General features: G+C 54.2%; 26 protein-coding genes. 14 read left to right on the top strand and 12 right to left on the bottom strand.

Translation table 11 applies throughout. From position 1 onward, the window contains the following. Positions 1–36 precede the first annotated feature (36 nt). The 8 genes from ilvG to ilvA are packed head-to-tail and all read left to right on the top strand — an operon-like array spanning position 37 to position 8,517. Positions 37–1,773, top strand: a complete 1,737-nt coding sequence (gene ilvG / locus AB8615_RS12030; RefSeq protein ID WP_409432813.1) for an acetolactate synthase 2 catalytic subunit — start codon at positions 37–39, stop codon at positions 1,771–1,773. Between the two features lies 1 nt (position 1,774). After that, positions 1,775–2,065: a hypothetical protein gene (locus AB8615_RS12025; RefSeq protein ID WP_418152439.1), complete on the top strand. Its 291-nt coding sequence runs from the start codon at positions 1,775–1,777 to the stop codon at positions 2,063–2,065. Beyond that, positions 2,058–2,360 (top strand): ACT domain-containing protein, encoded by a 303-nt coding sequence (locus tag AB8615_RS12020; RefSeq protein WP_409432811.1) that lies wholly within the window; start codon positions 2,058–2,060, stop codon positions 2,358–2,360. The genes AB8615_RS12025 and AB8615_RS12020 overlap by 8 nt, the downstream gene beginning before the upstream one ends. Positions 2,361–2,404: 44 nt before the next feature. Next, entirely contained in the window at positions 2,405–3,952 is a 1,548-nt protein-coding gene (locus tag AB8615_RS12015; protein ID WP_409432810.1) for a 2-isopropylmalate synthase, read from the top strand. A gap of 8 nt (positions 3,953–3,960) precedes the next feature. After that, positions 3,961–5,355: a 3-isopropylmalate dehydratase large subunit gene (gene leuC / locus AB8615_RS12010; protein WP_409432809.1), complete on the top strand. Its 1,395-nt coding sequence runs from the start codon at positions 3,961–3,963 to the stop codon at positions 5,353–5,355. Further along, positions 5,352–5,930 (top strand): 3-isopropylmalate dehydratase small subunit, encoded by a 579-nt coding sequence (gene leuD / locus AB8615_RS12005; protein ID WP_409432808.1) that lies wholly within the window; start codon positions 5,352–5,354, stop codon positions 5,928–5,930. The genes leuC and leuD overlap by 4 nt, the downstream gene beginning before the upstream one ends. 6 nt (positions 5,931–5,936) lie before the next feature. Then, entirely contained in the window at positions 5,937–7,007 is a 1,071-nt protein-coding gene (gene leuB / locus AB8615_RS12000; RefSeq protein ID WP_409432807.1) for a 3-isopropylmalate dehydrogenase, read from the top strand. After that, the gene (gene ilvA, locus AB8615_RS11995; protein ID WP_409432806.1) at positions 6,991–8,517 is read left to right on the top strand and encodes a threonine ammonia-lyase, biosynthetic; all 1,527 of its coding nucleotides are present in this window, start codon (positions 6,991–6,993) and stop codon (positions 8,515–8,517) included. The genes leuB and ilvA overlap by 17 nt, the downstream gene beginning before the upstream one ends. On the opposite strand, the gene AB8615_RS11990 is transcribed toward ilvA, so the two are convergent. The 3 genes from AB8615_RS11990 to AB8615_RS11980 form a co-directional block, all read right to left on the bottom strand. Then, positions 8,507–9,187 (bottom strand): hypothetical protein, encoded by a 681-nt coding sequence (locus tag AB8615_RS11990; protein WP_409432805.1) that lies wholly within the window; start codon positions 9,185–9,187, stop codon positions 8,507–8,509. The genes ilvA and AB8615_RS11990 overlap by 11 nt on opposite strands. Positions 9,188–9,191: 4 nt before the next feature. After that, entirely contained in the window at positions 9,192–10,313 is a 1,122-nt protein-coding gene (locus AB8615_RS11985; RefSeq protein ID WP_409432804.1) for an MBL fold metallo-hydrolase, read from the bottom strand. 226 nt (positions 10,314–10,539) lie between these two features. Continuing rightward, positions 10,540–11,157 carry a nitroreductase family protein gene (locus AB8615_RS11980; protein WP_409432803.1) on the bottom strand — a complete coding sequence of 206 codons (618 nt, stop codon included), beginning with the start codon at positions 11,155–11,157 and terminating at the stop codon, positions 10,540–10,542. A gap of 74 nt (positions 11,158–11,231) precedes the next feature. On the opposite strand from AB8615_RS11980, the gene AB8615_RS11975 reads away from it, so the two are divergent. From AB8615_RS11975 to AB8615_RS11960, 4 genes are all read left to right on the top strand, one after another. Beyond that, positions 11,232–11,708 carry a RidA family protein gene (locus AB8615_RS11975; RefSeq protein WP_409432802.1) on the top strand — a complete coding sequence of 159 codons (477 nt, stop codon included), beginning with the start codon at positions 11,232–11,234 and terminating at the stop codon, positions 11,706–11,708. 26 nt (positions 11,709–11,734) lie between these two features. Further along, positions 11,735–12,886, top strand: a complete 1,152-nt coding sequence (locus AB8615_RS11970; protein WP_409432801.1) for a GNAT family N-acetyltransferase — start codon at positions 11,735–11,737, stop codon at positions 12,884–12,886. Positions 12,887–12,935: 49 nt separating this feature from the next. Continuing rightward, positions 12,936–13,364 carry an HIT family protein gene (locus AB8615_RS11965; RefSeq protein WP_409432800.1) on the top strand — a complete coding sequence of 143 codons (429 nt, stop codon included), beginning with the start codon at positions 12,936–12,938 and terminating at the stop codon, positions 13,362–13,364. Positions 13,365–13,471: 107 nt separating this feature from the next. Then, a complete protein-coding gene (locus tag AB8615_RS11960; protein ID WP_418152438.1) occupies positions 13,472–15,142 on the top strand; it encodes a dipeptidyl-peptidase 3 family protein in 1,671 nt (556 codons plus the stop codon). On the opposite strand, the gene AB8615_RS11955 is transcribed toward AB8615_RS11960, so the two are convergent. The 6 genes from AB8615_RS11955 to ahcY form a co-directional block, all read right to left on the bottom strand. Then, the gene (locus tag AB8615_RS11955) at positions 15,143–15,574 is read right to left on the bottom strand and encodes a hypothetical protein (RefSeq protein ID WP_409432798.1); all 432 of its coding nucleotides are present in this window, start codon (positions 15,572–15,574) and stop codon (positions 15,143–15,145) included. Positions 15,575–15,629: 55 nt separating this feature from the next. Further along, complete coding sequence (ptsP, locus tag AB8615_RS11950) at positions 15,630–17,915, bottom strand: phosphoenolpyruvate--protein phosphotransferase (RefSeq protein ID WP_409432797.1); 2,286 nt, start codon at positions 17,913–17,915, stop codon at positions 15,630–15,632. A gap of 55 nt (positions 17,916–17,970) precedes the next feature. After that, positions 17,971–18,552, bottom strand: coding sequence for a ribosome maturation factor RimM (gene rimM / locus AB8615_RS11945; RefSeq protein ID WP_409432796.1), 582 nt, complete (start codon positions 18,550–18,552; stop codon positions 17,971–17,973). Positions 18,553–18,561: 9 nt separating this feature from the next. Then, a complete protein-coding gene (locus AB8615_RS11940) occupies positions 18,562–18,810 on the bottom strand; it encodes a GlsB/YeaQ/YmgE family stress response membrane protein (RefSeq protein ID WP_409432795.1) in 249 nt (82 codons plus the stop codon). Positions 18,811–18,939: 129 nt separating this feature from the next. Then, positions 18,940–20,133, bottom strand: a complete 1,194-nt coding sequence (metK, locus tag AB8615_RS11935) for a methionine adenosyltransferase (RefSeq protein ID WP_409432794.1) — start codon at positions 20,131–20,133, stop codon at positions 18,940–18,942. A gap of 135 nt (positions 20,134–20,268) precedes the next feature. Then, entirely contained in the window at positions 20,269–21,678 is a 1,410-nt protein-coding gene (gene ahcY / locus AB8615_RS11930) for an adenosylhomocysteinase (RefSeq protein WP_409432793.1), read from the bottom strand. 175 nt (positions 21,679–21,853) lie between these two features. Here ahcY and AB8615_RS11925 point away from each other — a divergent pair, with 175 nt between their 5' ends. Together AB8615_RS11925 and AB8615_RS11920 are read left to right on the top strand one after the other, a co-directional pair. Further along, positions 21,854–22,741: an alkaline phosphatase D family protein gene (locus AB8615_RS11925; protein ID WP_418152437.1), complete on the top strand. Its 888-nt coding sequence runs from the start codon at positions 21,854–21,856 to the stop codon at positions 22,739–22,741. Then, complete coding sequence (locus AB8615_RS11920; protein ID WP_418152436.1) at positions 22,674–23,588, top strand: alkaline phosphatase D family protein; 915 nt, start codon at positions 22,674–22,676, stop codon at positions 23,586–23,588. Before AB8615_RS11925 ends, AB8615_RS11920 begins: the two co-directional genes overlap by 68 nt. On the opposite strand, the gene AB8615_RS11915 is transcribed toward AB8615_RS11920, so the two are convergent. Genes AB8615_RS11915 through AB8615_RS11905 form a run of 3 tightly spaced genes read right to left on the bottom strand, consistent with a single transcriptional unit; the run spans position 23,568 to position 26,179 of the window. Further along, entirely contained in the window at positions 23,568–24,527 is a 960-nt protein-coding gene (locus tag AB8615_RS11915; RefSeq protein ID WP_409432791.1) for a sterol desaturase family protein, read from the bottom strand. The two genes, AB8615_RS11920 and AB8615_RS11915, sit on opposite strands and share 21 nt — an antisense overlap. A 60-nt stretch (positions 24,528–24,587) precedes the next feature. Continuing rightward, a complete protein-coding gene (locus tag AB8615_RS11910) occupies positions 24,588–25,547 on the bottom strand; it encodes an NAD-dependent epimerase/dehydratase family protein (RefSeq protein WP_409432790.1) in 960 nt (319 codons plus the stop codon). 38 nt (positions 25,548–25,585) lie between these two features. Beyond that, entirely contained in the window at positions 25,586–26,179 is a 594-nt protein-coding gene (locus AB8615_RS11905) for a hypothetical protein (RefSeq protein ID WP_409432789.1), read from the bottom strand. Between the last annotated feature and the right edge of the window lie 36 nt (positions 26,180–26,215).

Raw genomic sequence — 26,215 nt, 5'->3', positions numbered from 1 at the left:
GGGGAAATGCGCACTAGTAAAAGATAAGAAAAAATTATGACCACAGCCAAACAATTTGAGCGTCAGCAAACCGAAGTCATGGAAAACCGTGCGCCGAAATCTGGCTCGCTGCTTTTGCTTGAATCGATTGCGGCGCAGGGTGTGGACATGATCTTTGGCTATCCGGGCGGCGCGATTATGCCTGTCTATGACGTCCTGCCGAGTGTTCCGCAATTACGTCATATCTTGTGTCGGCACGAGCAAGGCTGCGGCATGGCGGCGATTGGCTATGCCCGCGCAACGGGTCGGGTCGGCACGGCCTTTGCAACCTCTGGCCCTGGCGCAACGAACTTGGTCACCGCGATTGCGGACGCTTATTTGGACTCTGTTCCCGTTGTATTTGTGACGGGTCAGGTGACGTCCGATTTGATGGGCACGGACGCCTTTCAAGAAGTTGATATTTTCGGCATCACGCTGCCTATCGTCAAACATAGCTATATCGCGCGCGACCCCGCTGACATTCCTGGCATGGTGGCCGAAGCCTATTTCATCGCTGCCGAAGGTCGCCCCGGCCCCGTGTTGATCGACTTGCCCAAAGACGTGGCCAATGCCGTCACGACAGAGCGTCACCGCTGGCGGCCTTATCCCAAAGTCAAACCTGAAATGGGACAGAGCAGCGAGATCAAGGCGGCTGAACAATTAATTCGCGAAGCCAAGAAACCGCTCTTTTATATTGGCGGCGGGATCGCCCAGGGCGACGGCGTGACGGAATTACGCAAGCTTGTTGAGACAACAAAAATTCCAGTGGTGTCAACACTCAAAGGCCTCGGCTCTCTGCCCTCCGACCATCCGCAATATCTAGGCATGCTTGGCATGCACGGGCTGCGCGCGGCGAATATGGCGGTGCAGGAATGTGACTTGCTGATCGTGGCGGGCGCGCGCTTTGATGACCGCGCGACGGGCAAGCTCGACACATTTGCGCCCGGTGCGAAAGTCATCCACATGGACATCGACATTGCGGAGATCAACAAGCTTCGCCGTGTGAATGTCGGGCTGGATGGGAGCCTCAAGAAGAACCTCGCCGCGCTTGATCCGTTTGACGGCAAGGCGGCCAGCGGGATCGATGAGTGGCTGACACTTTGCTATGATCGGCGCACGGAACATGAGTGGGATTACGATGCGGCGCAAGCCAAAGCGGCCCCCGGCGTTTACGCGCCAAAGCTGCTGCATGACTTGTCCCGCCGCGCAGACGATAGTGCTATTTTCACCTGTGATGTGGGGCAGCACCAAATGTGGGTCGCGCAACATTGTTATTTCGACGAGCCGAAAGATCACATCACATCAGGCGGTCTCGGCACGATGGGCTTCGGCCTACCCGCAGGATTAGGCGCGAAGCTCGGTGCGCCAGAACGGACCGTGATTACAGTGTCAGGCGACGGCTCGATCATGATGAATATTCAAGAGCTAGCGACGCTGTTCCGCTACGGTATTCCGCTGAAAATCGTGCTGCTGGACAACTCCGCGCTCGGCATGGTGCGGCAATGGCAGGAAGTCTTCTTTGACAAGAATTATTCCGAGACGAATTTGGACGATAATCCCGACTTCGCCCTTGTCGCCAAAGCTTTCCAGATCGACGCCTTCACCGTCAACACAGTCGACGAAGTCGATGCGGGCATTGACCGCCTGCTCTCCACCGACGGCCCCGTATTAATGCACGTCAAAATCGATCCGAACGAAAATGTCTGGCCCCTCGTCCCGCCGGGACGCTCCAACGCCGATATGATGGAGCGGTAAAGTGAAAAACAAACATACCATTAAAGGTTTAAAACTCTTTGCCTTCCTATTCTTTGCACTCGCACTTATTTGCGTCATTGGCGGAATTGTTATGGCGGTCACACTAGATGTGCCATCCGATGGCGATCAAATGAAAGTCGCAGCAGAACGACTTGGAAAATTTATTTCTGTCTTAAGTGGCGCTTTATACGGCTTAACATTTTTATTCTTCGGCTTGGTGAGCCGCGCTTTGGCCATTCTTGTCGAAGCCCGCAGCAATGCTGACAACGAAATTGGAAGCTCTCATGACTGAATTACAACGTGATAAAACTTTCGAGCCCAGCGGCGTTCAGGGCAAGCTCAAGATCGTGCTGCACGATGTCTCTGGTACGCTGATCCGGGCGCTTGGCACGATTGAGCGGCGCGGCTATGATTACCGAGATGTGCATTGTACGCAGCGCGTGGACGGTGATTTTGATCTGCTCGTCCATGTCGAAGATACAGGCGGGCCGAACGATCTGGATACGCTGTGCCTGCAACTCGAACGACTTTACAACGTCGTCTCCGCCGAGCGTGTGGGACGACGTAAAAGAGCGGAGCGCGCCTAGCGGCGTCCCCCTCATTTCACCGCAACCCGAAATGAGAGACCAAGATGACTAACATAGTAAAAATATTCGACACCACCCTGCGCGACGGCGAGCAAGCGCCTGGATTTTCTATGAGCAGCGAGCAGAAGCTCCGCATGGCACATTCCCTCGAAGCGCTGGGCGTGGACGTGATTGAGGCAGGCTTTGCCGCTGCCTCCCCTGGAGATTTCGAGGCGATTCAGACGATTGCCGAGGCCATCACAGGCAGCACGATCTGCTCCCTCGCGCGCTGTAATGAGGGCGACATTCGCGCCTCTGGCGAAGCAATCAAGCCCGCAAAACACGGCCGCATCCACACCTTCATCGCGACGTCTCCGCTGCACCGCGAATATAAGCTGAAAATGTCGAAGGACGAGATCGTGCGCCGCGCCGTGGCGGGCGTCGAGCTGGCGCGGGAATACACAGACGATGTCGAGTTTTCTTGTGAAGACGCGATCCGCACAGAGCGCGATTACCTCAAGCGGGTTTGCGAAGCCGCAATCGAGGCAGGTGCGACGACGATCAATATTCCCGATACAGTCGGCTACACCACACCCGAGGAAATTCAGGACTTGTTCGAGTTTTTAACCACACAAGTCGAAGGCGCAGATCAGGTGATCTTTTCCGCCCATTGCCACGACGACCTCGGCCTCGCAGTCGCGAACTCTTTGGCGGCGGTGCGCGGCGGGGCGCGGCAAGTCGAATGTGCGCTCAACGGCATTGGCGAACGCGCGGGGAATTGCGCGACAGAAGAAGTCGTCATGGCGCTAAACACGCGCAAAGATTTCTATAACCTCTCGACCAATATCAAAACCGAGGGCATTTACGGCGCGTCTAAATTGCTCGCCACGCTGACGGGTAATCCCGTGCCACGCAATAAAGCGATCGTCGGCAAAAATGCCTTTGCGCATGAATCAGGCATCCACCAACACGGCGTGCTGGCCAATCGCGAAACCTATGAAATCATGAAGCCAGAGCATGTCGGCGTGTCGACAGATAACCTCGTGCTGGGCAAACATTCGGGTCGTGCTGCGTTGAAAAGTCGTGCGAGCAAATTGGGTTTTGAGATGTCAGACAATCAGCTACAGTCGGTTTTCGTCGCGTTCAAAGAACTCGCAGATGCCAAGAAGGAAGTTTTCGACGCCGATTTAGAAGCGCTGATTTTGGGCGAAGCTGTTGGCACGCAGGGGCCGTGGGCGATTGAGAGCCTCTACGTCTCGGCCGGATCAGACGACAAACGCACGCCGCAAGCGACTGTTAAATTATCGCACGAAACGGGCGATGTGAAGCAGGCCGTGTCCGAAGCCGCTGGCCCCGTTAACGCGGTCTTCCTTGCGATTTCTGACATTACGGGCCACCCGCTGCATCTCGAAAGTTTCACCGTGCAATCTGTATCTGAGGGAAAAGACGCCATGGCCGAAGCGGCTGTGTTAGTCTCGACAGAATTTGAGAGCTATCACGGGCGAGGCGCAAGCACGGACACTGTGCTGGCGGGGGCGAAAGCCTATCTCGACGTGATCAACCGCATCGAACGCCGCGCCGTCCGCCAAGCGTCTATTGCCGCGCAGCATTAGGGGTCGTCATGCCTAAAACCTTATTCGATAAAGTCTGGGACCGTCATGTGGTGGTGGCGGAGACAGACGCGCATCCTGCGACGTTTTATATTGATCTGCACTTGATCCACGAAGTGACGAGCCCGCAGGCGTTTACAGTCTTGCGCGAGCGGGGGCTGAAAGTGCGGCGTCCCGACCGCACGCTCGCGACGATTGATCATTCCACGCCGACCTTAATTAATTCCGATGGGTCACGTCCTTATGTGACCGAGCAGGCGGGCAAGCAGGTCGAATTACTGCTCGCCAATACCGCAGAACACGGGATCGAAACGCATGGCTGGGACAGTGCCAATCGCGGCATCGTTCACGTCATGGGGCCAGAACTGGGCGCGACACAGCCAGGCATGACCATAGTCTGCGGCGATAGCCATACCTCCACGCACGGCGCATTTGGCGCGATTGCCTTTGGTATCGGCACCACACAGGTCGGGCATGTGCTGGCCAATCAATGCATCCTAATGCGGCGACCCAAGACGATGGCAATCCATGTGAATGGAGAGTTGCAAGACGGCGTGACGCCCAAAGACGTGATCCTCGCGATCATCGCCGAAATCGGTGTCGGCGGCGGCACGGGCTACGCGCTGGAATATCGCGGGAATGTGTTCGAAGATATGAGCATGGATGGTCGGATGACTGTTTGTAATATGAGCATTGAAGCGGGCGCGCGCTGCGGCATGATTGCGCCGGATCAAACGACATTTGATTATCTCGCAGGGCGCAAATTTGTGCCCGAAGATTACGAAGCGGCTTGCGAAGATTGGGCTGCACTCGCAACGGACGATGGCGCCGTATTTGATAAAGAAGTCCATATCCGCGCCGAAGATATTCGCCCCATGGTGACCTACGGCACGCATCCTGGCATGGGCATGCCGATTGACGCACTCATCCCTGCAGCGACTGACAAAGCCGACGAAAACGCGCTAGATTATATGCAGCTGACGAGCGGCGTGAAAATCACAGGCACGGCGGTTGACCGCGTCTTCATCGGATCTTGCACCAATTCAAGGATGGAAGACCTTCGCGCGGCGGCCAATGTGATGCGCGGGCGGAAGGTCGTGGACAACCTGATCGCGATCGTCGTGCCGGGATCCGAATTAATTAAACAACAGGCCGAAGCCGAGGGCTTAGACAAAATTTTTATTGCAGCAGGGGCCGAATGGCGGGAGCCAGGGTGTTCCATGTGCCTGGGCATGAACGGTGATATTGGCCGGCCAGGCGAATTAATTGTCTCGACCTCCAACCGGAATTTCGCCGGCCGTCAAGGGCCAGGCGTGCGCACCATTCTCGCCTCCCCTGAAACAGCGGCCGCGACAGCGATTGCAGGTGTCGTGACGGACCCCCGCACAATCGGAGCCGCAGCATGAGCTTTGAACCCCTAAAAACAGTGACGTCGAAAACGCTGGTTTTGCCTGCGTCCAATATCGACACAGACCAAATCATGCCCGCGCGGTTTTTGACCATGACAACAAAAGCGGGTCTGGGCGAGCATCTATTTCATGATTGGCGTTATAATAAAGACGGATCGGAAACGGATCATTATTTGAATTCCGATGCTGCGAAAGCGTGTCAGATTTTGGTGGGCGGACATAATTTCGGGTGCGGTTCCTCGCGCGAACATGCGCCATGGGCGCTGACCGATTACGGTATCCGCGTTGTGATCAGTTCCGAGATCGCTGACATCTTTCGCAATAACTCTTTGAAAAACGGATTGCTGCCGATCCTGATTGATCCCCAAGCGCATCAATGGTTGCTCGATCATCCAGGCGAAGAGGTGACGGTAGATTTGGAAAGTTGCGAGGTGCGCCTGCCTAAAAATGGCGGGACATATAAGTTTGAGATCGACGCCTTCTCTCGCCACTGCCTGATGGAAGGTGTGGACGAGATGGGCTATCTTTGCGCACAAGACGACGCGATTGCTGCGTTCGAAACTTCGAGATAATTTATTATGGCAAACATCAATTTTGCATATCTACCCGGCGACGGCATCGGGCCCGAAGTCGGCGAAGCGGCAATGACTGTCCTCAATGCGATGGCCATTCGGTTCGGCCATACACTAGAACCTGAATTTGGTTTAGTCGGCGGCGCGGCGATTGATGCGGGCGAAAAGCCTCTGCCAGACGACACTTACGACAGTTGCGAGTGCACGGGCGCTATATTGCTCGGCGCGGTGGGCGGGCCGAAATGGGATCACCTGAAAGGCGAAGATCGCCCTGAGCTTGGTTCGCTTTTACCGCTGCGCAAACGCTTGAATCTCTACGCCAATATCCGTCCGTGTAAGCCCTATCCCGCATTGATCGATAAGGCGCCATTGAAGCGGGAGCGTTTGGAAGGCACGGATTTTGTCGTTATGCGCGAACTGACGGGCGGGATTTATTTCGGCGATAAAGGCCGTGACGCGCAAGGCGCCTTTGACGTCTGCCGCTATTCCGACATGGAGGTTGAGCGCATCGCAATCAAAGCGTTCGAGCTAGCCATGACGCGGCGCAAGAAAGTGACCTCTGTTGATAAATCAAACGTGCTAGAAACCTCTCGCTTATGGCGTGAAGTTGTTATCCGCGTGGCGGCGAACTATCCCGAAGTCGCGTTAGAGCACCTGCTTGTCGATGCGATGACCATGCACATGCTAACACGGGCGCAGGACTTTGATGTTGTCCTGACAGAAAACATGTTTGGCGATATTTTGACTGACGAAGCCTCTGTCTTGGCAGGGTCCATGGGTGTTATTCCCAGCGCGTCGCTTTCGGACGGACGGCTCGGCATGTATGAACCCATCCACGGCAGCGCCCCCGACATTGCAGGCCAAGGCAAAGCCAACCCATTAGCGATGATCCTATCTGCCGCGTGGATGTTGCGCCTGTCATTTGGCTTAAACGCTGAGGCTTCCGCGGTTGAAACGGCGGTCGAAGCGGCACTGGAGGGTGATCAGACGACTGGTGATTTGGGCGGCAAGCTGTCGACACAACAGGTCGGCGAATGGATCGCGGAGTATGTGAGCCAAAATGACCATCAATCTTAACGAGCTAAAGGCGCGGATCGCTGCGGCGGATGTTTATGCGCTCGCCAAGCGAACGCCGTGTCAACTCGCGCCGAAACTGTCCCAAGAATATGGGCGTAATATCTGGCTGAAACGCGAAGATCTGCAAGATGTGTTTAGCTTTAAAATCCGCGGGGCGGCCAATCGGATTTCGAGCCTGACCGATGCGGAGCGTGCGGCTGGTGTCTGTGCGGCCAGCGCAGGCAATCACGCGCAGGGCATGGCGGCAGCGGCGGCCTATTATAACACCAAAGCCGTGATCTTTATGCCCGTCACGACGCCGATGATAAAAGTCAATGCGGTGGCCGCGGCTGGCGCAGAGACACGGCTCGTCGGCGATAGCTATGACGACGCTTGTGCGGCAGCGATTGAATTTGCGAAGGAAAGCGGCGCGGTCTTCATCCACCCATTCGATGAATTAGATGTGATTGCGGGCCAAGGCACGGTGGGCAAAGAAATCCTTGAGCAGATGCCGCGCACGCCTGCCGCGATCTATGTTTGCACAGGTGGCGGCGGCTTGGTTTCGGGCGTCGGCACATGGGTCAAGGCTGTCTCCCCCAGCACGAAAATTATCGCGGTGGAGCCGATCGGCGCAACGACGCTAAAGACATCGCTGGAGGCAGGAAAGCCAATCCCGCTCAACCATGTGGACGGCTTTGCGGACGGGGTTGCGGTGCGTTTGGTCGGGACGAATACTTTGGAGATCGCGAAATCTGTCGTCGATGAATGTGTCACGGTTACCAATGACGAAATCTGCGCGGCGGTCAAAGACGTGTTTGAGGCGACCCGAACCGTTGTCGAACCTGCTGGGGCATTGGCGCTGGCTGGGTTGATCAAGCAAGTGCGCGAGGGCACGGCTCCCGACGGAGATTGCGTCGTCACAATCTCTGGCGCGAATGTCAATTTTGACCGCATCGGCCATATCGTAGAACGCGCCGAATTGGGGGCGGGCGAAGAGATGATGTTTGCCGCGACGATCCCTGAACAAGCAGGCGCGTTTCTGAATTTCGTGAGAGCTTTGGGGCAACGCGCGGTGACAGAATTTAATTATCGCTTTGCCGAAAACGATGATGACGCGCATGTTTTGGTCGGTGTGAAAATTCGACAATCGGCCGAACGCGGAGACATTATCGCGTCTATGGCAGAACAGAATATCTCGGTTGTCGACCTATCTGATGACCGTCTGGCAAAGCGCCATTTGCGACACATGGTCGGCGGGCGCGCGAGCAAGGATATTGACGAAGTTCTCTATCGGTTCGAGTTTCCGGAACGTCCGGGAGCGCTGACAGACTTCTTGGTCAATTTAGACGCGCGCTGGAATATCTCGCTATTCCATTACCGTAATCACGGTCATTCCACGGGAAATGTTTTATGTGGATTTCAAATCCCAAAGGGCGATCTGGCGCAGTTGGAAGAGAGCCTCGCGAAAACCGGATACCCGATGACGTGCGAGAGCGATAACATCGCCTATGCCTATTTCCTCAAAGCTTAATCGGCTTAAAACCTTGGGTCACAGTAAAGGCTAGCATTGCCAGCCAGCCAATCGTGATCAGCGGCGATAAGGTCCAACCCAGCGTTTGAGGTTGGCTTAAAGCCATCAATATTCCCGCGCCAGATAGCAAAGCGGCGATGCCTTCAAACCGGCGGATCGGGCGTTTCTGTAGAATTAGATAAATTCCTGCGCCTATAATCGTGACTGCAATGCCGACGAATTTAAGTGTGACGGGTACCGCCAAAACGCTCAGCTTCGGCATGATGTCGAGGCGGGGAAGCAGTCCTAGAATTATGACATTTTCCATTGCATCCGCAAAAGCCGTCACGACACCTAGCACGGCGAAACACAACCATACTTGCTGTCCCGTGCGCCGAAACAACGCCAAGAAAAACGTGCAAAGAAACACGGCCAAAGCCACGATAAAAGCAAAGTCCCAGCGCGTGCCAGCTTTTACTGCGGCAATAAAATCTGCATGGTCTTGCCGCGCGCCGAAAACGGTCAGCACGTCCGCTTTACTTCGGGCAAACTCCAGCGCGTAAATCGGATCGCCGAAACCTTTGGGATATGGCCCCGCCTCTTCTGGAAATGCGCTCATGGCCAAGGCCGCTAAGGCGAGCATCACTGCGCCCGAGAGGAAACTTATTTGCCAGAGGCGTCGCTCGGTCATAACCCTACCGCGCGGGAGGAATTGAACTGCGCGTTTTATACGTAAATTGCCCCGCATCATTGAGGCGGCGGGAGACAATACCGCGCCCTTTGAGGCAATTTAAATGCGCAATAGATTCGCCGACCGCCATGATACGGTTCCCGTCATTGATCGCGCGGCGGAACAAAACGGAGTAAACTTCGGTCGCGAGACGCGGCGTGCGGCAATGCTCTGTCAGGCGGTTGAGCGCTTTTTCGTGATGTTCGATCAGGCGGTCTAGTCGGCGGTGTGCGCCGCGAAACGGGATGCCGTGGGCGGGACCAATGAGCGTGTCCGCTGGTAATTCGCGCTTTAATTTATGGCAGGACGAAATCCAATCTTCGAGCGGATTAGATTCGGGCTCTGTCGGCCAGACGGAGACATTAGAGCTAATGTTCGGGAGAAGTTGATCCCCCGTCAGGCAAATACCAAGTTCAGGGCAATAGAGGCACGCATGTTCTGGCGAGTGACCAGAGCCGATAATCACGCGCCATTCGCGGCCCCCAATTTGCCCTAACTCGCCATCTTCTAGGCGGTCATAGCTTTGCGGCAACTCTGTGATCGCTTTGCCAAATCCACCAAAACGAGCTTTATAAATTTCAATTTGATCGGGCGTGAAGCCAGACTTGCGGTAGAATTTCACACCTTCTTGCGGCGCGATCTTACCCGTATCTGCGGCCATCAAACGGCAGAGGAAATATTCGCCACGAGTCATTAAGAGCGGCGCGCCAAATTTGCGGCAAATCCAACCGGCGAGCCCTGTGTGGTCAGGATGCAAATGGGTGCAGATGACGCGGTTCACGGGCCGCCCGCCGAGCAGGTTTTCAAAATGCCGTTCCCAGATCATCTTACTATCCAGGTTGCCGATCCCGGTATCGACAATCACCCACCCAACGCCGTCGCGGATGGCCCATAAATTAATATGATCCAGACCCGACATTGGCAGCGAGAAACGCAACCAAAATACGCCGTCTGCCACCTCCGTCACGGCGCCCGCTTCGGGCGTCTCGTCTGTGATAAATTGCAAGTGCGAGGGATTATTGCGCGGCGCTTGCACAAGGCTCTCATCAGGGGACGCCTTGGGAGGGTTTGCTGGGGTGTTGCTCATTCACCCTTTTTAGTGCGCCGGCCATAAATTACCAGTCAAGTTTATGCATAGGCGCACATGAAATATGAGGCGATAGGTAAAAGGGGGGGATGTGACTCCCCGTCACACGGGGCGCGATGGTGACGAAGGAGTCGGATCAATCCAGGGGATTAATCAGATTCTTGCTTAGCAGAATACTGGCAAAAGTCACGTCACAAATATGTTAGTCACGGTGAGTTGGCGAATATTATCCCGTCCATGCCTTTGTCAGCGCATGAATATCGGGGCGAGCGCGTTCTGACGGGGCGTCTGTAACAGGGCCAATATAAATGAATCCTGCCACCTCTTCGACCTCTGAAAGTCCCAACGCGGCCTGAACGTCCGAATCATAGGCATACCATTCGGTGAGCCATTGCGCGCCAAACCCCATAGCTTGGGCCGCGAGGCAAAGATTAAAACAGACGGCACCTGCGGATAAAACTTGCTCCCATTTCGGTGTGCCGCGCGGGCAATCGACGGGGCTGCTGATCACGCCGATCACGAGGGGGGCGCGAAGGAAGCGCTGACCTTCGAAGATTGCGCGGTCCTGCGGTGCGGTGGGATTGGCTTTCATAAAACTGGTCGCGATATGCTGCCCAATGTCGGCACGGGCTTTCCCCTGAAATGTGAGAAAGCGCCAAGGCGCAAGTTTACGGTGGTCTGGCACACGTGCGCCAATCGTGAGCAATTCCGTAATTTGATCTGCGCTCGGTCCCGCCCCGTCGCCTTCCATAACTTTCGCCAGATTGGACCGCCTCTCGCGTAGAAAGTCTAGCGTCTCAGGGCGCGACTGGGGAAGATCAAAAACTTTGGGTTGGTCGGACATAATTCCCTGTTTATCTTTCAACGTGACGGCGTAAAGGATAATCAGATATAAAGATGAAATAAAGGAATTCCAAGATGAGCCAAACCGCAGAGACACGTTTAAAAAATCTCGGGCTGACCCTGCCAGAGCCGTCCGCACCCGTCGCGAACTATGTGCCTTACGTGATAAGCGGGAACATGGTGTTTATCTCTGGCCAGATTTCCAAGATTGGCGACACGGCGATTGGCGGCCGATTGGGCGAAGACTTGACGGTCGAGATCGGTCAAAAGGCAGCGGCTTTATCAGGGCTGAACCTAATCGCACAAATGAAGGCGGCCTGCGGCGGAGATTTGTCGCGGGTGAAGCGCGTGGTCAAACTCGGCGGCTTTGTGCAGGCGACGCCAAATGCGACACAGGCTGATATTCCCAAAATTATCAATGGCTGTTCTGATCTGATGGTCGAGGTGTTTGGCGATGCGGGTCGTCACGCGCGCTTTGCGGTATCTGCGCCAAGTCTTCCGCTGGACGTGGCTGTAGAAATCGACGCGATTGTGGAGATTGATCCCGCTTAACTCATGTCTTTGGCCGTATCTAAATTATGAGCGAAGACACTTACAGCGCCCGCATTCTGACCCAGATTTCAGATGTCAGCGAAGCCGCATGGGACGCGCACTTACCAGAGACTGCGCACCCCTTCTTGTCGTGGCGGTTCTTGCACGCCTGCGAAGCTAGCGGCTCGGCGATGATTGAGACGGGCTGGGCCCCGCGCCATATCTGGTTGGAAGATTCGACGGGGCAAGCCATCGGGGCCGCGCCGCTTTATGCCAAGACGCATAGTCAAGGCGAATACGTGTTCGATCATGGTTGGGCGGATGCGCTGGAGCGCGCGGGCATCGCCTATTATCCCAAGCTGCAAGGGTCGATCCCGTTTACACCTGCCACAGGGCCGCGCCTGCTCGCCAAAACAAAAGATGCCAAAATCGGTCTCGCCTCTGCTATGGTGCAGGCCTGTCATGAATGGGATATGTCGGGCGTGCATTTGACATTTTTGGAAGATGATGACCGCGCGGTGTTAAACGAGATTGGCTTTGCGGCCCGCGAAGATCGGCAGTTTCATTTCATCAATCGTGACTACGGCGCTTTCGATCATTTCCTCGCAGCTTTGTCGTCCAAGAAGCGCAAAAATATTCGCCGCGAACGGCGTGAGGCGCAAGACGGTGTGGTTATCAAGCGCTTGACAGGCGATGATTTAAAGGATGAGCATTGGGATATTTTCTACCGCTGCTATCTCGATACGGGGCAGCGCAAATGGGGGCGGCCTTACCTAACGCGGGAATTTTTTGCTTATATGCAAGAGACCATGCGCGACGATATTATTCTCGTCATGGCGTGGATAGACGACACCCCGATTGCGGCGGCGCTGAACTTTATCGGCGGCGCGGCGCTTTATGGGCGTAATTGGGGGGCGCTGACGCATAAGCCGTTACTACATTTTGAACTGTGTTATTATCAAGCGATTGAGGCGGGCATAGAGCTGCGCCTGCCCAAGGTCGAAGCGGGCGCGCAAGGGGAGCATAAACTCGCGCGGGGGTATGAACCTGTGGCGACGCACTCCGCCCATTACCTCGCCCACCCCGGCCTGCGCGACGCGGTGAGCGATTACCTGAGCCGAGAGCGCCGCGCAGTCGAACATGAGATCAAAGTGCTATCCAAGCACACGCCGTTTCGAAAGGGTGACGCCTCGGATTAGGCATTGTTGTTAGCTTTGACTTTCCTGCCGCCAGTGGTAGGGAACGCGTATGACCCTATACGCCCCTTATGACGACCAGAATATCTTCGCTCAAATCATGCGCGGTGAAGCGCCTTGTGTGCGCGTGTTTGAGGACGGCAATGTGTTGGCGATTATGGATGTCTTTCCGCAGTCACGCGGCCATGTGCTGGTCATGCCCAAGACGCCTTCGCGCAATTTGTTAGAGGTTCACGCCAAAGATGTCGGCCGTCTGTTTGGTGCAACGCAACGTATCGCAGTCGCTGTCGAGAAAGCGCTCAAGCCAGACGGGATTGTGGTCACACAATTCAACGGCGCTCCCGCTGGGCAGACGGTGTTTCACACCCACGTTCACATCATTCCGCGTTATTCCGACGAAGCGCTAGCGGCGCATGGTAGCGAGATGGCGGACACGGACGCGCTGGCTAAAATCGCGCAGAAAATTCGCGCGCATTTATAGGACTATTCGTGACAGCCAACCCTATTTTATGCGCGGTGCAAATGCGCTATAATGGAATTTATTGTTTCAACTCCATGACCCGATCTAGGTTTTAGAAAGAGATTATTATGCGCCACTTCATGCTTGCCGTTTCTACCGCCGCTTTGCTACTGGCCTGTTCGCCGCAACAAGACACAGCGCCCGCGCCAGAGGCAACGACCAAAGCTGCAACTGGTTATGACATCGCCGCGCAATATGCAAAATTTGCCGAAGTTCCGATGGATGTCGATACGAGTTTCCTGTCCGAGTCAGAAGTCGCAGTCGTCAATAAATTGATTGAAGCGTCTGATTATCTCTCGCAAATTTATATGTTGCAGCGGGGGCAGAATTATCCTGCCCTACGCGCAGAGATCGCCGCGAATGGCACGCCGACAGAACTGGCCATGTTTGATTTGCACTACGGTCCGTGTGACGGCCTCGAAGAAGATTACGTTTTTTACGGCGACACACCCTGCCCAGCTGGTGCGGGATTTTACCCGACAGATATGACAAAGGCCGAGTTTGACGCACATATCGCAGCGAACCCTGACGACAAAGAGGCCTTCACCTCTGGCTACACCGTGATCCGCCGCAATGCCGAAGGCGGCTTGATCGCTGTGCCGTATCGCGAGGCTTACAAAGAATTCTTAGAGCCAGCCGCCGCGCTCTTGCGGGAGGCCGCCGCTTTGTCCGAGAACGCCGCGCTTACAAAATTTTTGACGCTACGAGCGGACTCATTCCTCAGCGATGATTATTTCGAGAGCGAAATGGCTTGGATGGATTTGGACGGCAATATCGAAATCGCGATTGGCCCTTACGAGGTTTATGACGACGGGTTATTTGGCTATAAAACGGCTTATGAATCCTTTGTGACAATCAAAAACCCAGAAGAATCTGCTGCGCTGGATAAGTATAAAAATTATCTCAAAGACATGGAGCAAAACCTGCCTGTGCCGGAGAGTTACAAGAATTTTGCGCGGGGTTTTGAGAGCCCAATCGCGGTGACCTATCAAGTTCACGGAGGTGGTGACAATGAAAACGGCGTGCAGACGATCGCCTTTAACTTGCCCAATGACGAACGTGTGCGCGAAGCCAAAGGCGCGAAGAAAGTTATTTTAAATAATGTGCTGGGCGCGAAATATGACCGCATCTTGGCCCCGATTGGTGAACGTGTCTTGGTCGCGGATCAAGCTAAGCTGACAGCGAAAAAATGGATGAGCTACAACACGCTCTTCCACGAACTCTCCCATTCCCTCGGCTCAGGCACGATCACGGTGGACGGTAACGAAACAACGGTTAGCGCCCAGCTCAAGGATTTATATTCCGGGATTGAAGAAGGCAAAGCGGACGTTATGGGCGCCTATAATATCCTCTATATGATGGAGCGTGGCGAGCTGTCTGCGGATGAAAAACAAGCGTTTCTGGCGACTTATTTTACGGGGCTCTTCCGCTCTATGCGGTTTGGTATCACGGCGGCACATGCCAAAGGGGCCGCGTTTCAGTATAATTACTTTATGGAAGTCGGGGCCGCGACTTGGCTGCCTGAGCAAGGGCGTTACCAAGTTGACTTTGCCAAGTTGGAGCAAGCGATTTCAGACCTCACAGGGAAAGTCGTCGTTTTGCAGGGCAATGGGGATTACGCTGCGGCGCAAGAGTTTTTAGACACTTACGTCAAACTTGATGGTCCCGCAGAGACCGCGCTCGGTAAGCTCGAAGATATTCCCTATGATATTCGTCCGATTTATCCCGAAGAGATTTAATTAATTAGCTGACGTTGCGAAGGTAATTTCGGAGCTGTCTTCGAACGAGACTTCGCAGGTTTCACCACCCGTTTTACACAGCACATCTTTGGGTGTGATGGTGTCAAAGGCGGCGCAGCTTTGGCCGATCTGGATGATCCGCGCCGTGCGGTATTCGCCCGCTGGCACATCTTGGGGGAACATATTGCCAGTATCCGCATCGCCATCGCCCGTGACGTCAAATCCGAACATAGACACGGACGCCATGGCATCTGTGCCGTTGCGAATTTGTATGGGAATAATACAGGCCGCATCTTCACTGCTGAGAGCTTCCGTTGTGATCGTGATTTCGCCTGTTGGCGGCACTTTGCCTCCCATTCTGATTGTCGCGGCTTCCTCTTGAATGATGGGTTCATCCAAAATTTCAGTTTCTTGAGCAGAGCAAGCTCCCATGAAAATCGCTACAGAAAAAATTAGACAAAGACGCATTGTATTTCTCATCAATTCATTAGGCAGGAATACCGTGTTCAACACAAAATTCCTGCACGGTTTCACGCAAGGTCGATAGGCGTGTATTCACGGAAATAAGCGGGTCAAGTCGCGCGCGCAAGGCTGTTGCGTCTAATTTCATCAGTGCCGCCTTTACCGGGCCAATGCCTGTGACGGGCATAGATAGCGTGTCGTAACCCAACGCCACAAGGCACAACGCCTCCAGCGGACGACCCGCGATTGAGCCACAAATAGAAATCGGCGTTTGGTTGCGGCGGCAGCCATCCGCGATAAACTTCAAGATCGACATGGCCGCAGGGTGCATCGGATCATAACGGTCAGATACGCGCGCATTATCACGGTCAGCGGCAAAGAAAAACTGCATCAGATCATTGGCCCCAACGCTGACGAAATCTGCATGATCGCAGACAGCGTTGACTTGCCACGCCAAGGAAGGCGTTTCGAGCATTACGCCGATTTCAATCTTGGCAGGAAGCTCTTGGCCCAGCTTGCTCGCGCGGGCGACTTCGCGGTTAAATAGGCCGCGCGCCTCGACCATTTCGTCGACTGTGGTGACCATCGGGAACATGACGCGCAAATGCTTGCCCGCCCCCGCAGCAACAAGCGCGCGCAGTTGATAGCGCATCAGGCCAGGACGATCGAGCGCAATCCGAATCGCGCGCCAGCCCATCGCGGGATTTTCTTCGGGAACAGGATCAATATATGGCAAGATTTTATCACCGCCCAAATCCAGCGTGCGAAATGTGACAGGGCGATCACCGCCCGCTTCAATCGCCTGACGGTAGAGGTCTGTCTGTTCATTCAGGCGCGGCATGAACTCGCTGACCATGAATTGAAATTCAGTTCGGAACAGCCCAATCCCGTCGGCCCCTGCTTGGTCTAATTGTGGTAAGTCCACCAAAAGCCCTGCATTTAATTGCAGCGAAATATGGCGGCCATCCTTCGTGATACAAGGCTGAAATTTCACAGCGTCATAAGCGCGGGCCATCTCGCCGCGAATATTCATGCGCAAATCAAACCCTGCGATGACGGTGTCGAGGGGGCGGATGTGGACTTCGCCTTTTTCTCCGTCGAGCAGAACTAAATCGCCCGTTTCGATTATGTCCAACACACCTTCCGCGCGACCGACAAGCGGAATACCTAGCGCGCCGCAAATAATTGAGGTGTGGGAGCTCGCAGAGCCTTCTTCGAGAACGATCCCGCGCAATTTCTCTCGGTCATAATCGAGCAACTCTGCAGGGCCGAGTTCGCGGGCAAAAATAATGGCGTCTTCAGAAATATTCTTATTTCCAGGCCGCAAGCTCTCGCCCGATAACGCTCTGAGGAGGCGATTTGCGAGGTCTTCGAGATCATGCAGGCGGGCGCGCAAATAGGGATCCCGAGACTTCATCAGACGGGCGCGATGTTCATTGCGAGTCCGTTCGACTGCCGCCTCCGATGTCAGGCCCGAATGAACCGCCTCGCGCAAACGCCCGACCCATTTCCTGTCATAAGCAAACATGCGGTAGGTTTCGTAAATTTCCTTCGAGGCACGCGAAATACCTGCCGCCTCGCCCGTCACCATCGCGTCAACAGATGCGCGTAAGACCTTAATGCCCTGCTCTAGCCGCGCTTCTTCGACGGCGATATTGTCGGCTAGCAAATTCGCAGGTGCGACGGGCGGTAAATGCAGATAGGCATGCCCCGTTTGCAGCCCCGTTGCGAAAGCCTTGCCTTTGACGGTTTCAGGGCGGATGGAAGCGAGGTTGATGCCTTTTAGCGCCGCTTTCTTGCCGCCAACTCTTTCGTCATCGATGATAATTTCGGCCAGCACCATAGCGACCGTCAGCAGGTCTTCGACCTCGGCTTCGCTGAAAACACGCGCCGCTTTTGATTGTACAACCAATACGCCGAGCGTTCGACCGCCGCGCAATATCGGCACGCCAAGGAATGAGCTAAAGGGGTCTTCGCCCGTTTCGGGACGGTAGGAGAAGAGCGGATGGCTCGGCGCATCGGCGAGGTTGAGAGGTCGCGCCGTGAGCGCAACATGACCGACAAGACCTTCGCCCGGTTTCATCCGCGTGATGTGAACCGCTGATTCCTTCAAGCCTTTCGTGGCAGATAATTCCAGATCAGAGCCAGGGCGCAGGAGGTAAATTGATGCCACGTCGAGGGACATTGCTTTGCTTATGGCTTTGACAAAGTCGTCCAAGCGTTCCTGAACGGACTCGGTTCCCGCCATCGCTTCGCGGATAGCCCGCATTAATTTTGGCGGGGTGGTCACAATGTTTGGGTCCACACTCATAACATGACTATAACCTAAATTTCAGAAAATGCGCGTGAAATTCTGGCTAGATTGGTTAATGCGGTTCAGACGTCTTATCGCTGTCTTTGACGGCACTTTCTTTCGGCACAACGTCTGGCTCAATTATTTCGATAATGGCGCGCCCTGCAACGAGGTCGACTTTGGGCACGGCGAGTTTCGTAAAGGGGTGGTAAAAGCTTTGCGGTGTTTTGCCTGATAGTTTGTCTTTGGGCGGTTGAATTTCGAGCATATCTCCCGCACCAAATTCGTGGATCGCGATGATCTTTCCCATACGCTGGCCCGCTGTCGTTTTGACGTCGAGGCCGATCAAGTCTGTGTAATAAAAATCATCTTCGTCTGGCTCCGGCAGACTGGCGCGGAGGACGTAAAGCTTGGTCGATTTCATCGCCTCGGCTTCTTCGCGCGTGGTAACTTCGGGACATGTCACGGCGAAAGCGGCCCCCGCTGGGCGGACATGAGTAGGCGTGAAGATGACAGCGCCTGCCTCGTTCAGCAATGGCCCGTAGTCAAAACAGGCCGCGGGGTCAGCCGTGAAAGATTTCACTTTCACTTCGCCCTTCACGCCAAAAGCGCCCGCGATTGCGCCGACACAAATCAATTTATCCGAAGCGGCCATGTGGGCTGTCTAGCGCTTTTGCAGGCGACTATAAATAAAGACAACAACGATCGCACCAAGCACAGCGCCCAGCAAGCCCGCATTTTCGCCGACCTGATAAACACCCATTTGCTGCCCCGCATAAGACGCCAGCAGCGCCCCCGCGACACCCAGTACGGCTGTCATAATTAGACCTTTGGGCGGCGTTTTCCCAGGTATAACAAAACGCGCAATCAAGCCCGCAACAAGGCCGCATAATATCGTCGTGAGAATTTCCATAGTCGTCTCCTTGGTGATGAGCCTATATGCCGTGGGGCGGGGCAAGTGTCTATTCTTATTGCCCCAAACACAAACGGCCCATTCACAGAATGAGCCGTTGAGGAATTCGGTGGAGGAAAATTAATTCCTCTAGACTGCCGCTTTAATCGCCTCGACCAGATCTGTCTTCTCCCAAGAGAAGCCGCCATCTGCATCTGGCGTTCGGCCAAAGTGACCATAGGCCGCTGTGCGGGCATAAATTGGCTGGTTAAGGTTAAGGTGTGTGCGGATGCCGCGCGGAGTGAGGCTCATCAACTTTGGCAGAATTTCTTCTAGGCGCACCGCCAAGGCTGCATGTTTTTCGTCCAACTCAACATAAACAGACGTTGGTTCCGCCACGCCAATCGCATAGGACAGCTGGATATTCGTCCAGTCGACCAAGCCAGACGCAACAATGTTTTTGGCCAAATAACGAGAGGCGTAAGCCGCTGAGCGGTCAACCTTCGTTGGATCTTTGCCCGAAAATGCACCGCCGCCATGGGGGGCCATGCCGCCATATGTGTCGACTATAATTTTGCGACCTGTCAGACCCGCATCTCCGTCAGGGCCGCCAATGACAAATTTTCCTGTTGGATTAATATGGAAAGTCGTTTCGTTTGTAATCCAGCCTTCGGGCAGCGTTTCGCGGATATACGGCATGACGATGTCTGAAATATCAGCAGAGGATAGGCCGTCCTTATGCTGCGTTGACAAAACGATTGCGGACGCGCCAACAGGCTTGCCGTTCTCATATTTGACTGACACCTGAGATTTCGCGTCTGGCTCTAGCCCAGCCTCTTTGCCGGAATGACGGACTTCGGCAAGGCGTTCGAGGATTTTATGGGAATAATAAATCGGTGCTGGCATGAGGGCCGTTTCAACCTCATTGGACGCGTAGCCAAACATGATGCCTTGGTCGCCCGCGCCTTCTTCGATGTGCAGGCCTGTGCCTGCGTCGACGCCCGCCGCAATATCAACGGATTGCGCGTGGAGTAGAATATCGACATTAGCCTTAGCGTGATGAAAGCCCTCTTGCTCATAACCAATGTCTTTAATAGCGGCGCGCGCGACAGCTTCAATCTCGTCGTTCGTTACGTCTTTACCGCGCGTTTCGCCCGCGATAATCACTTTGTTAGTTGTTGTCAGCGTTTCCGCCGCCACACGTACATCCCAAGGCGACATGCCAGCCGCGACAGATTTGCGGAAATAGAGGTCGACGATTTCGTCTGAGATACGGTCAGAAACTTTGTCAGGATGGCCTTCGGACACGGATTCTGACGTAAAGTAATAGGTTTGACGGGCCATGATGGCGCTCCTAGTTTTAAGGCTCTTTAACGCGATGCTCATTTTGTGTCCGCGCTTTGGGCTTTTTATTATTATTGAGAGTCTTGGTGAGTTGAATAAATGGCGGCGCGTTTCGCACCGCCAAATTGGGTATGCCTAGTAGCGGTAATGCTCTGGCTTGTAAGGACCGCTTTGTGCGACGCCGATATAGTCGGCTTGCTCTTTCGACATTTCTGTCAATTTCACACCAATTTTTTCGAGGTGCAAACGCGCGACTTTTTCGTCCAAGTGCTTAGGCAGCATATAGACTTTATTCTCGTATTTGCGTGTCTTAGATTGGCTGTCTTCCCATAGCTCGATCTGTGCGAGAACTTGGTTGGTGAAAGAGGCTGACATCACAAAAGATGGGTGACCCGTGGCATTGCCGAGGTTCAGCAAGCGGCCTTGCGAGAGCAAGATCATGCGGTTGCCGCCTGGGAATGTGATCATATCGACTTGGTCTTTGATATTCGTCCATTTGTGGTTTTTCAAAGCTGCCACTTGGATTTCATTGTCGAAGTGACCAATATTGCCGACGATCGCCATATCTTTCATTTCGCGCATATGCTCGAGACGGATCACGTCTTTATTCCCAGTCGTGGTGATGAAAATATCCGCCGTTGAGAGTGTATCCTCAAGCAGCGTCACTTCGAAGCCATCCATCGCCGCTTGGAGCGCACAAATTGGGTCAACTTCAGTGACCTTCACACGCGCACCTGCGCCGCGAAGAGAGGCGGCTGAACCTTTACCGACATCGCCGTAGCCAAGAACGACAGCTGTCTTGCCCGCCATCATTGTATCTGTTGCGCGACGAATGCCGTCCACGAGCGATTCTTTACAGCCGTATTTATTGTCGAATTTTGATTTCGTGACAGAGTCGTTCACATTGATCGCAGGGAAAGGCAGCTGGCCTTTTTCAACGAGTTCATAGAGACGGTGAACACCTGTTGTGGTCTCTTCCGAGACACCGACGATTTGGTCGCGCATTTTTGTGAACCAGCCTGGGCTAGCTTCCATACGCTTTTTGATTTGCGCGAAGATGGCTGCTTCTTCTTCTGACCCAGGCTCGCCTTGGATTAACTCTGGCTCACCGTTTTCAACGCGCGCACCCATGAGGATGTAAAGTGTGGCGTCGCCGCCATCGTCCAAGATAATGTTCGGGCCATCTTCGAACAAGAATGATTTGTCGAGATAATCCCAATGCTCCTCGAGTGTTTGACCTTTGATCGCAAAAACTGGCACACCCGCTTCTGCAATCGCTGCTGCAGCGTGGTCCTGTGTCGAATAAATATTGCAGGATGCCCAGCGCACATCCGCGCCGAGAGCTGTCAAAGTTTCGATTAGGACGGCCGTTTGGATTGTCATGTGGAGGGAGCCAACAACGCGCGCGCCTTTCAGGGGTTTACTATCACCAAATTCTTCGCGCAGCGCCATCAGGCCTGGCATTTCTGTTTCTGCAATGTCCAGCTCTTTGCGGCCATACTCGGCCAGGCTAATGTCTTTTATTACGTAATCGTGAGCGCTCATGAGGTTACCTTTGGGGTTGAGGTCGTTTGAGCGGCGTTTAGGCCTTCATGGCAACGGCGTCAATCATATATAACGGTTCTCTTATATGGCGTCAGCATGGTCGTGTGATCGCAGAGTGACAGCTGTGTCAAATTCGTGACTTTATCCCGCGCACGATCCGCGCCATAAGTGTAGAATGAACTCAAAACTATCTCGTCGTCATTTGCTTAGCGGTCTTGGGGCCGCAACAGGGCTGGCCGCCTGCTCTGCACCCGCGCCGCAAACTTTCACTTCACCCGACACAGCCCGCGCAGGGAGATTTGCCCACGGTATTGCCTCTGGCGACCCCACGACGAACGCCGTTATTTTGTGGACACGCATTAGTCCCAATGACGCGAGCGCGGGAGAGATAGACGTGATCTGGGAAGTGGCTGCAACTGCCGACTTCACCTCGCTCATACAAAGCGGCGTAATGACGACCTTTGCGGCCCGCGACTGGACTGTCAAAGTGGACGCGACGGGCTTAGAGGCTGGCGCCACTTATTATTACCGATTCCGTGTGGGGGATCAGATTTCGCCAGTCGGGAAGACGAAAACGCTCCCATCTGGTGGTGTTGCCTCTGCCCGATTTGCCGTGGTGTCCTGCGCGAACTGGCAAGAGGGATTTTTCAATGTTTACGACCACATTGGGCGGCAAGATCATTTTGATGCGCTGATCCATTTGGGCGATTATTATTATGAATACGGGGCCCGCGATGTGGAGGGTACGTTCGCTGCTACCCAGAACCGCTTGCACGCGCCAGCGCATGAGATCATCACGCTCACGGATTACCGCCAACGCCACGCGCAATATCGGTCAGACGCCGCCTTGCAATCTGCGACACAAAACATCGCGATGATCTCGATCTGGGATGATCACGAGACGAGCAATGATAGCTGGCGGACGGGGGCTGAAAATCACGATGCGGGCGAAGGCTCTTGGGAGGACCGCAAACGCGCCGCCCTCCGCGCCTATTATGAGTGGATGCCAATTCGCGATCCACAGGCGGAGTCGCGCCCAAGACGCGATTTTTCGTCACTATAATTACGGCGATCTTCTGTCGCTTGTGACGGTCGAAACGCGGTTGCTGGCACGGTCAGAGCCGCTGATTATTGATGATTATTTCGATATGATCCGCGAGGACGGCAGCACGCAGCGTTTTAATGAAATTCTCAACGATCCTGATCGGGACATGCTCGGAGAGGTGCAAACGCAATTTATCATCGACACGCTTTCTAAGTCCAAAGCTCAAGGGCAGCCTTGGCGGATGCTAGCCAATCAGGTCGTGATGGGGCGCGTAATGTCGCCTGACCTAACCCCGCATGTGCAGGAAGACGCGCTCGCCAGCATAGAAAAAGCGTGGGGCGGCGTGAGGGAATTTGTCGAGATTTCACAATACTCCTTACCGACCTATCCCGACAGTTGGGACGGCTATCCCGCGGCACGTGATCGGTTTTATGATCGGCTGTCTAAGGCAGGGATTGAAGATATTTTAGTTGTGACAGGTGACGCGCATGAATTTTGGGTCAATGATCTGACGCATCAATCTGGCAAGCAGATGGGGGTCGAAATCGGGACAAGCTCGGTCAGCTCCAATACGCTGCGCGATTATATGGGCCCTGCGGCGGAAGACTACGCCTTGCTGATGACGCAGAGCAATCCTGATGTGCGCTATTATAATCCGATGCTGTCAGGCTATATTGATCTAGAGCTAACGCGCCAAAAAGGCACAGCGAGATTGATCCAAGTGAGCACCACGCAGTCGCGCGATTACACAGCGATTGAGGCCGCGAGATTCGCATTGCGACATACGACAAGCGGCTCTCTAAATGTCAAATCCCCGAAAGGGCTGAACTTAAAACAGCGGGCCTTATTTCACGGTCTCGGTTAGCATGTCCGGCAAGCCTGGCCGACCCGCCATATCGGGATGATTTCGCACGAACTCGGCTTTGATGTCTTCGCTGCTTTGCCGTGATCCATCGTGAGAATATCCTGGCGGGAGAACGAGATATTTTAGTCGAGCGCTGAGCGGAATTTTCGGCTGCGCCGCATCGCGGATCGCCCCGACCATCTCTGCAAAAGCGACTTTGAACGGGTTATGTGTCTCGATATTTTTGACCAAGCCATATTCATTCGCCCGCGTGGGGTCTTCGGGGACAAAGCTGCCAAACATCTTGTCCCAAATAATGAAAATGCCGGCGTAGTTCGCGTCTAGGTATTGCGGATGTGTGCCGTGATGCACCCGGTGATGGGAGGGTGTATTGAAAACCGCCTCAAACCATCTTGGCATTTTGTCAATCGCTTCCGTGTGTATCCAATATTGGTAGATCAAATTAATTGCGCCGACAAAGCCAATGAGGAGTGGATGAAATCCTAGAAATACGAGCGGCGTAGAGAGCAAGACAAAACCTGTAAAATGATTGTTCCAAGGCTGCCGCAAAGCCGTTGACAGATTGTAGTGTTGCGAGCTGTGATGAACCACATGCGCTGTCCAAAACCAACGAATACGGTGGGCGGCGCGGTGCTTCCAGTAGTAAACAAAATCTTGCGCGACCAACGCGAGCAGAATGATCGGCAGACTTACGCCCAAATCCAAAATCCGAAATTGCCACGCCCACATCAACACCCACAGGCTGATAAAACCAAAGACAATGTCGCTGATCAGATTGCCTAGACCCATGGTCATTGACGTGATCGCGTCGCGCGAGTCGTAGCGTCCGCCCAGCTTCGCCTTTTTGACGCCCCACCATTCCAGCGCAATGCTCAGCACGAAAAACGGCGCAGCATATGCGAGCAGCATGGGGAATTTTACAGCTGTGTCTTCCATCATCCTAATCTGCGCAAAATAGGCGGCCTATGTCAAATTCCGTAATGTCGCGGCGGTATTTCATTACACATTAAAATGGGTGCGATACCACGCGACAAACGCGGGAACACCCTCGCTTAAAACTGTCCGGGGCGCGAAACCAAAGTCTCGCTGGGCGGCGCTAATATCGGCAAAGGTGCTGGACACATCACCTTTTTGTTTTGGTTTCATGATCTTTTCCGCAGTGCGTCCGCAGGCCGATTCAACGGCGTCAACTAATTGCATCAACGTATTGGGCTGAGAATTGCCAAGGTTATATATCGCGTGACCTTTTTTGGGTGGGGTGGTCAAAATTTTGGGGAAAACGCTGACAATGTCGTCAACAAAAGTGAAGTCGCGGCGCATCTCGTCTGGCGCAAAGAGGGTAATTGGCTCGCCCGCAAAAATCTTCTGCGTGAAAATATAATAGGCCATGTCAGGCCGCCCCCACGGACCGTAAACGGTGAAAAATCGTAGGCCCGTCTGCGGGATATTATAAAGCCGCGCATAGCTTTCCGCCATCATTTCGCCGCCCAATTTCGTCGCCGCATAGAGGGAGGCTGGGCTGCGCACGTCATCCGTCTCCGCAAATGGTCCCCCTGCCCGCTCTCCATAAACCGACGATGAGCTGGCATAGGCTAGATGTTCCAGCGTGTCGCAATGGCGCGCAAATTCCAAAACTTCCAGATGCCCCGCGACATTGGCTTTCACATAAGAGCGCGGATTGTCGAGCGAGTAACGCACACCGGCTTGCGCAGCCAAGTGCAGGATATGGGTGATGCCGTAAGATTGAAAAGCCGCCAGGCAATTTTCGTCCGATAACTCCAGCGCGTGAAATTCAAAGTTGGGTAATTTATTTAATTGCGCCAGCCGCGCCCGCTTTAAGGCTACATCATAATAATCATTGAGGTTATCAACGCCGATCACCTGATGACCCTGCGCCAAGAGTAATTTCGCGGCGTGATAGCCGATAAATCCGGCGGCCCCTGTCAGTAAGACTTTCATAGCCGTGTCCTAAGTCATTAAGCGATTGGGCGCAAAGCCTATTGACCGTCTGTTGAATTGTCCAACACCTCGATCCGCATCTTGGCAACATCCATCGACAAAGGCTCTGCCGTATCGCCAGGCCAAATGCCAAAGTAATCAATATCAGGCTCAGCCGTTGGCAGCGGCGGTGTAAATTCAAAACTATACTCCGCCCAATCCGAGGTCAGCTGACGACGCTGCCATCCACTATCGCCCGGGCCCGCTGTGAAATATGCCATGTCAAATTCAGTCAAAGGGTCGTTGCGGCTTTGCCGTGCTGTGACTGTCATCCGCAGACGCCGCCCTGCGAAAGCCCGCTCCATATCAGAGTTAAGCGGCGCAAACACGCCTGCATAAGGCGGTATATTATCGCGGGCGATGTCACTCCACAGCCGCGCAAAAGCGGGCGTGTCACCCACGGCCGCGATGAATTCGCTATGCGTGCCTGTGCCTGTCGTAAGCTTTGTCAGGTCTTCACCTTCCATTGTATAACCCTCGCGCAGAAGTTCCGCATCGGAGGGGCGATCATAATTACCAAAAGACAGCGCAAGGCCGATAATCAGCGAGATCGCGAGCGCTGCAAGTGGGTAGAAATATAAATCACGAAGCATAAAGCGCGGCGTTTCCTACGTTGAACCTGTCAAAGA

Origin of the sequence: Litorimonas sp. RW-G-Af-16, assembly GCF_048319245.1 — a bacterium.
Taxonomy (GTDB): Bacteria; Pseudomonadota; Alphaproteobacteria; order Caulobacterales; family Maricaulaceae; genus Litorimonas.
The sequence above is the reverse complement of the archived record's forward strand: the minus strand, read 5'-3'. Positions and strand labels throughout refer to the sequence as shown.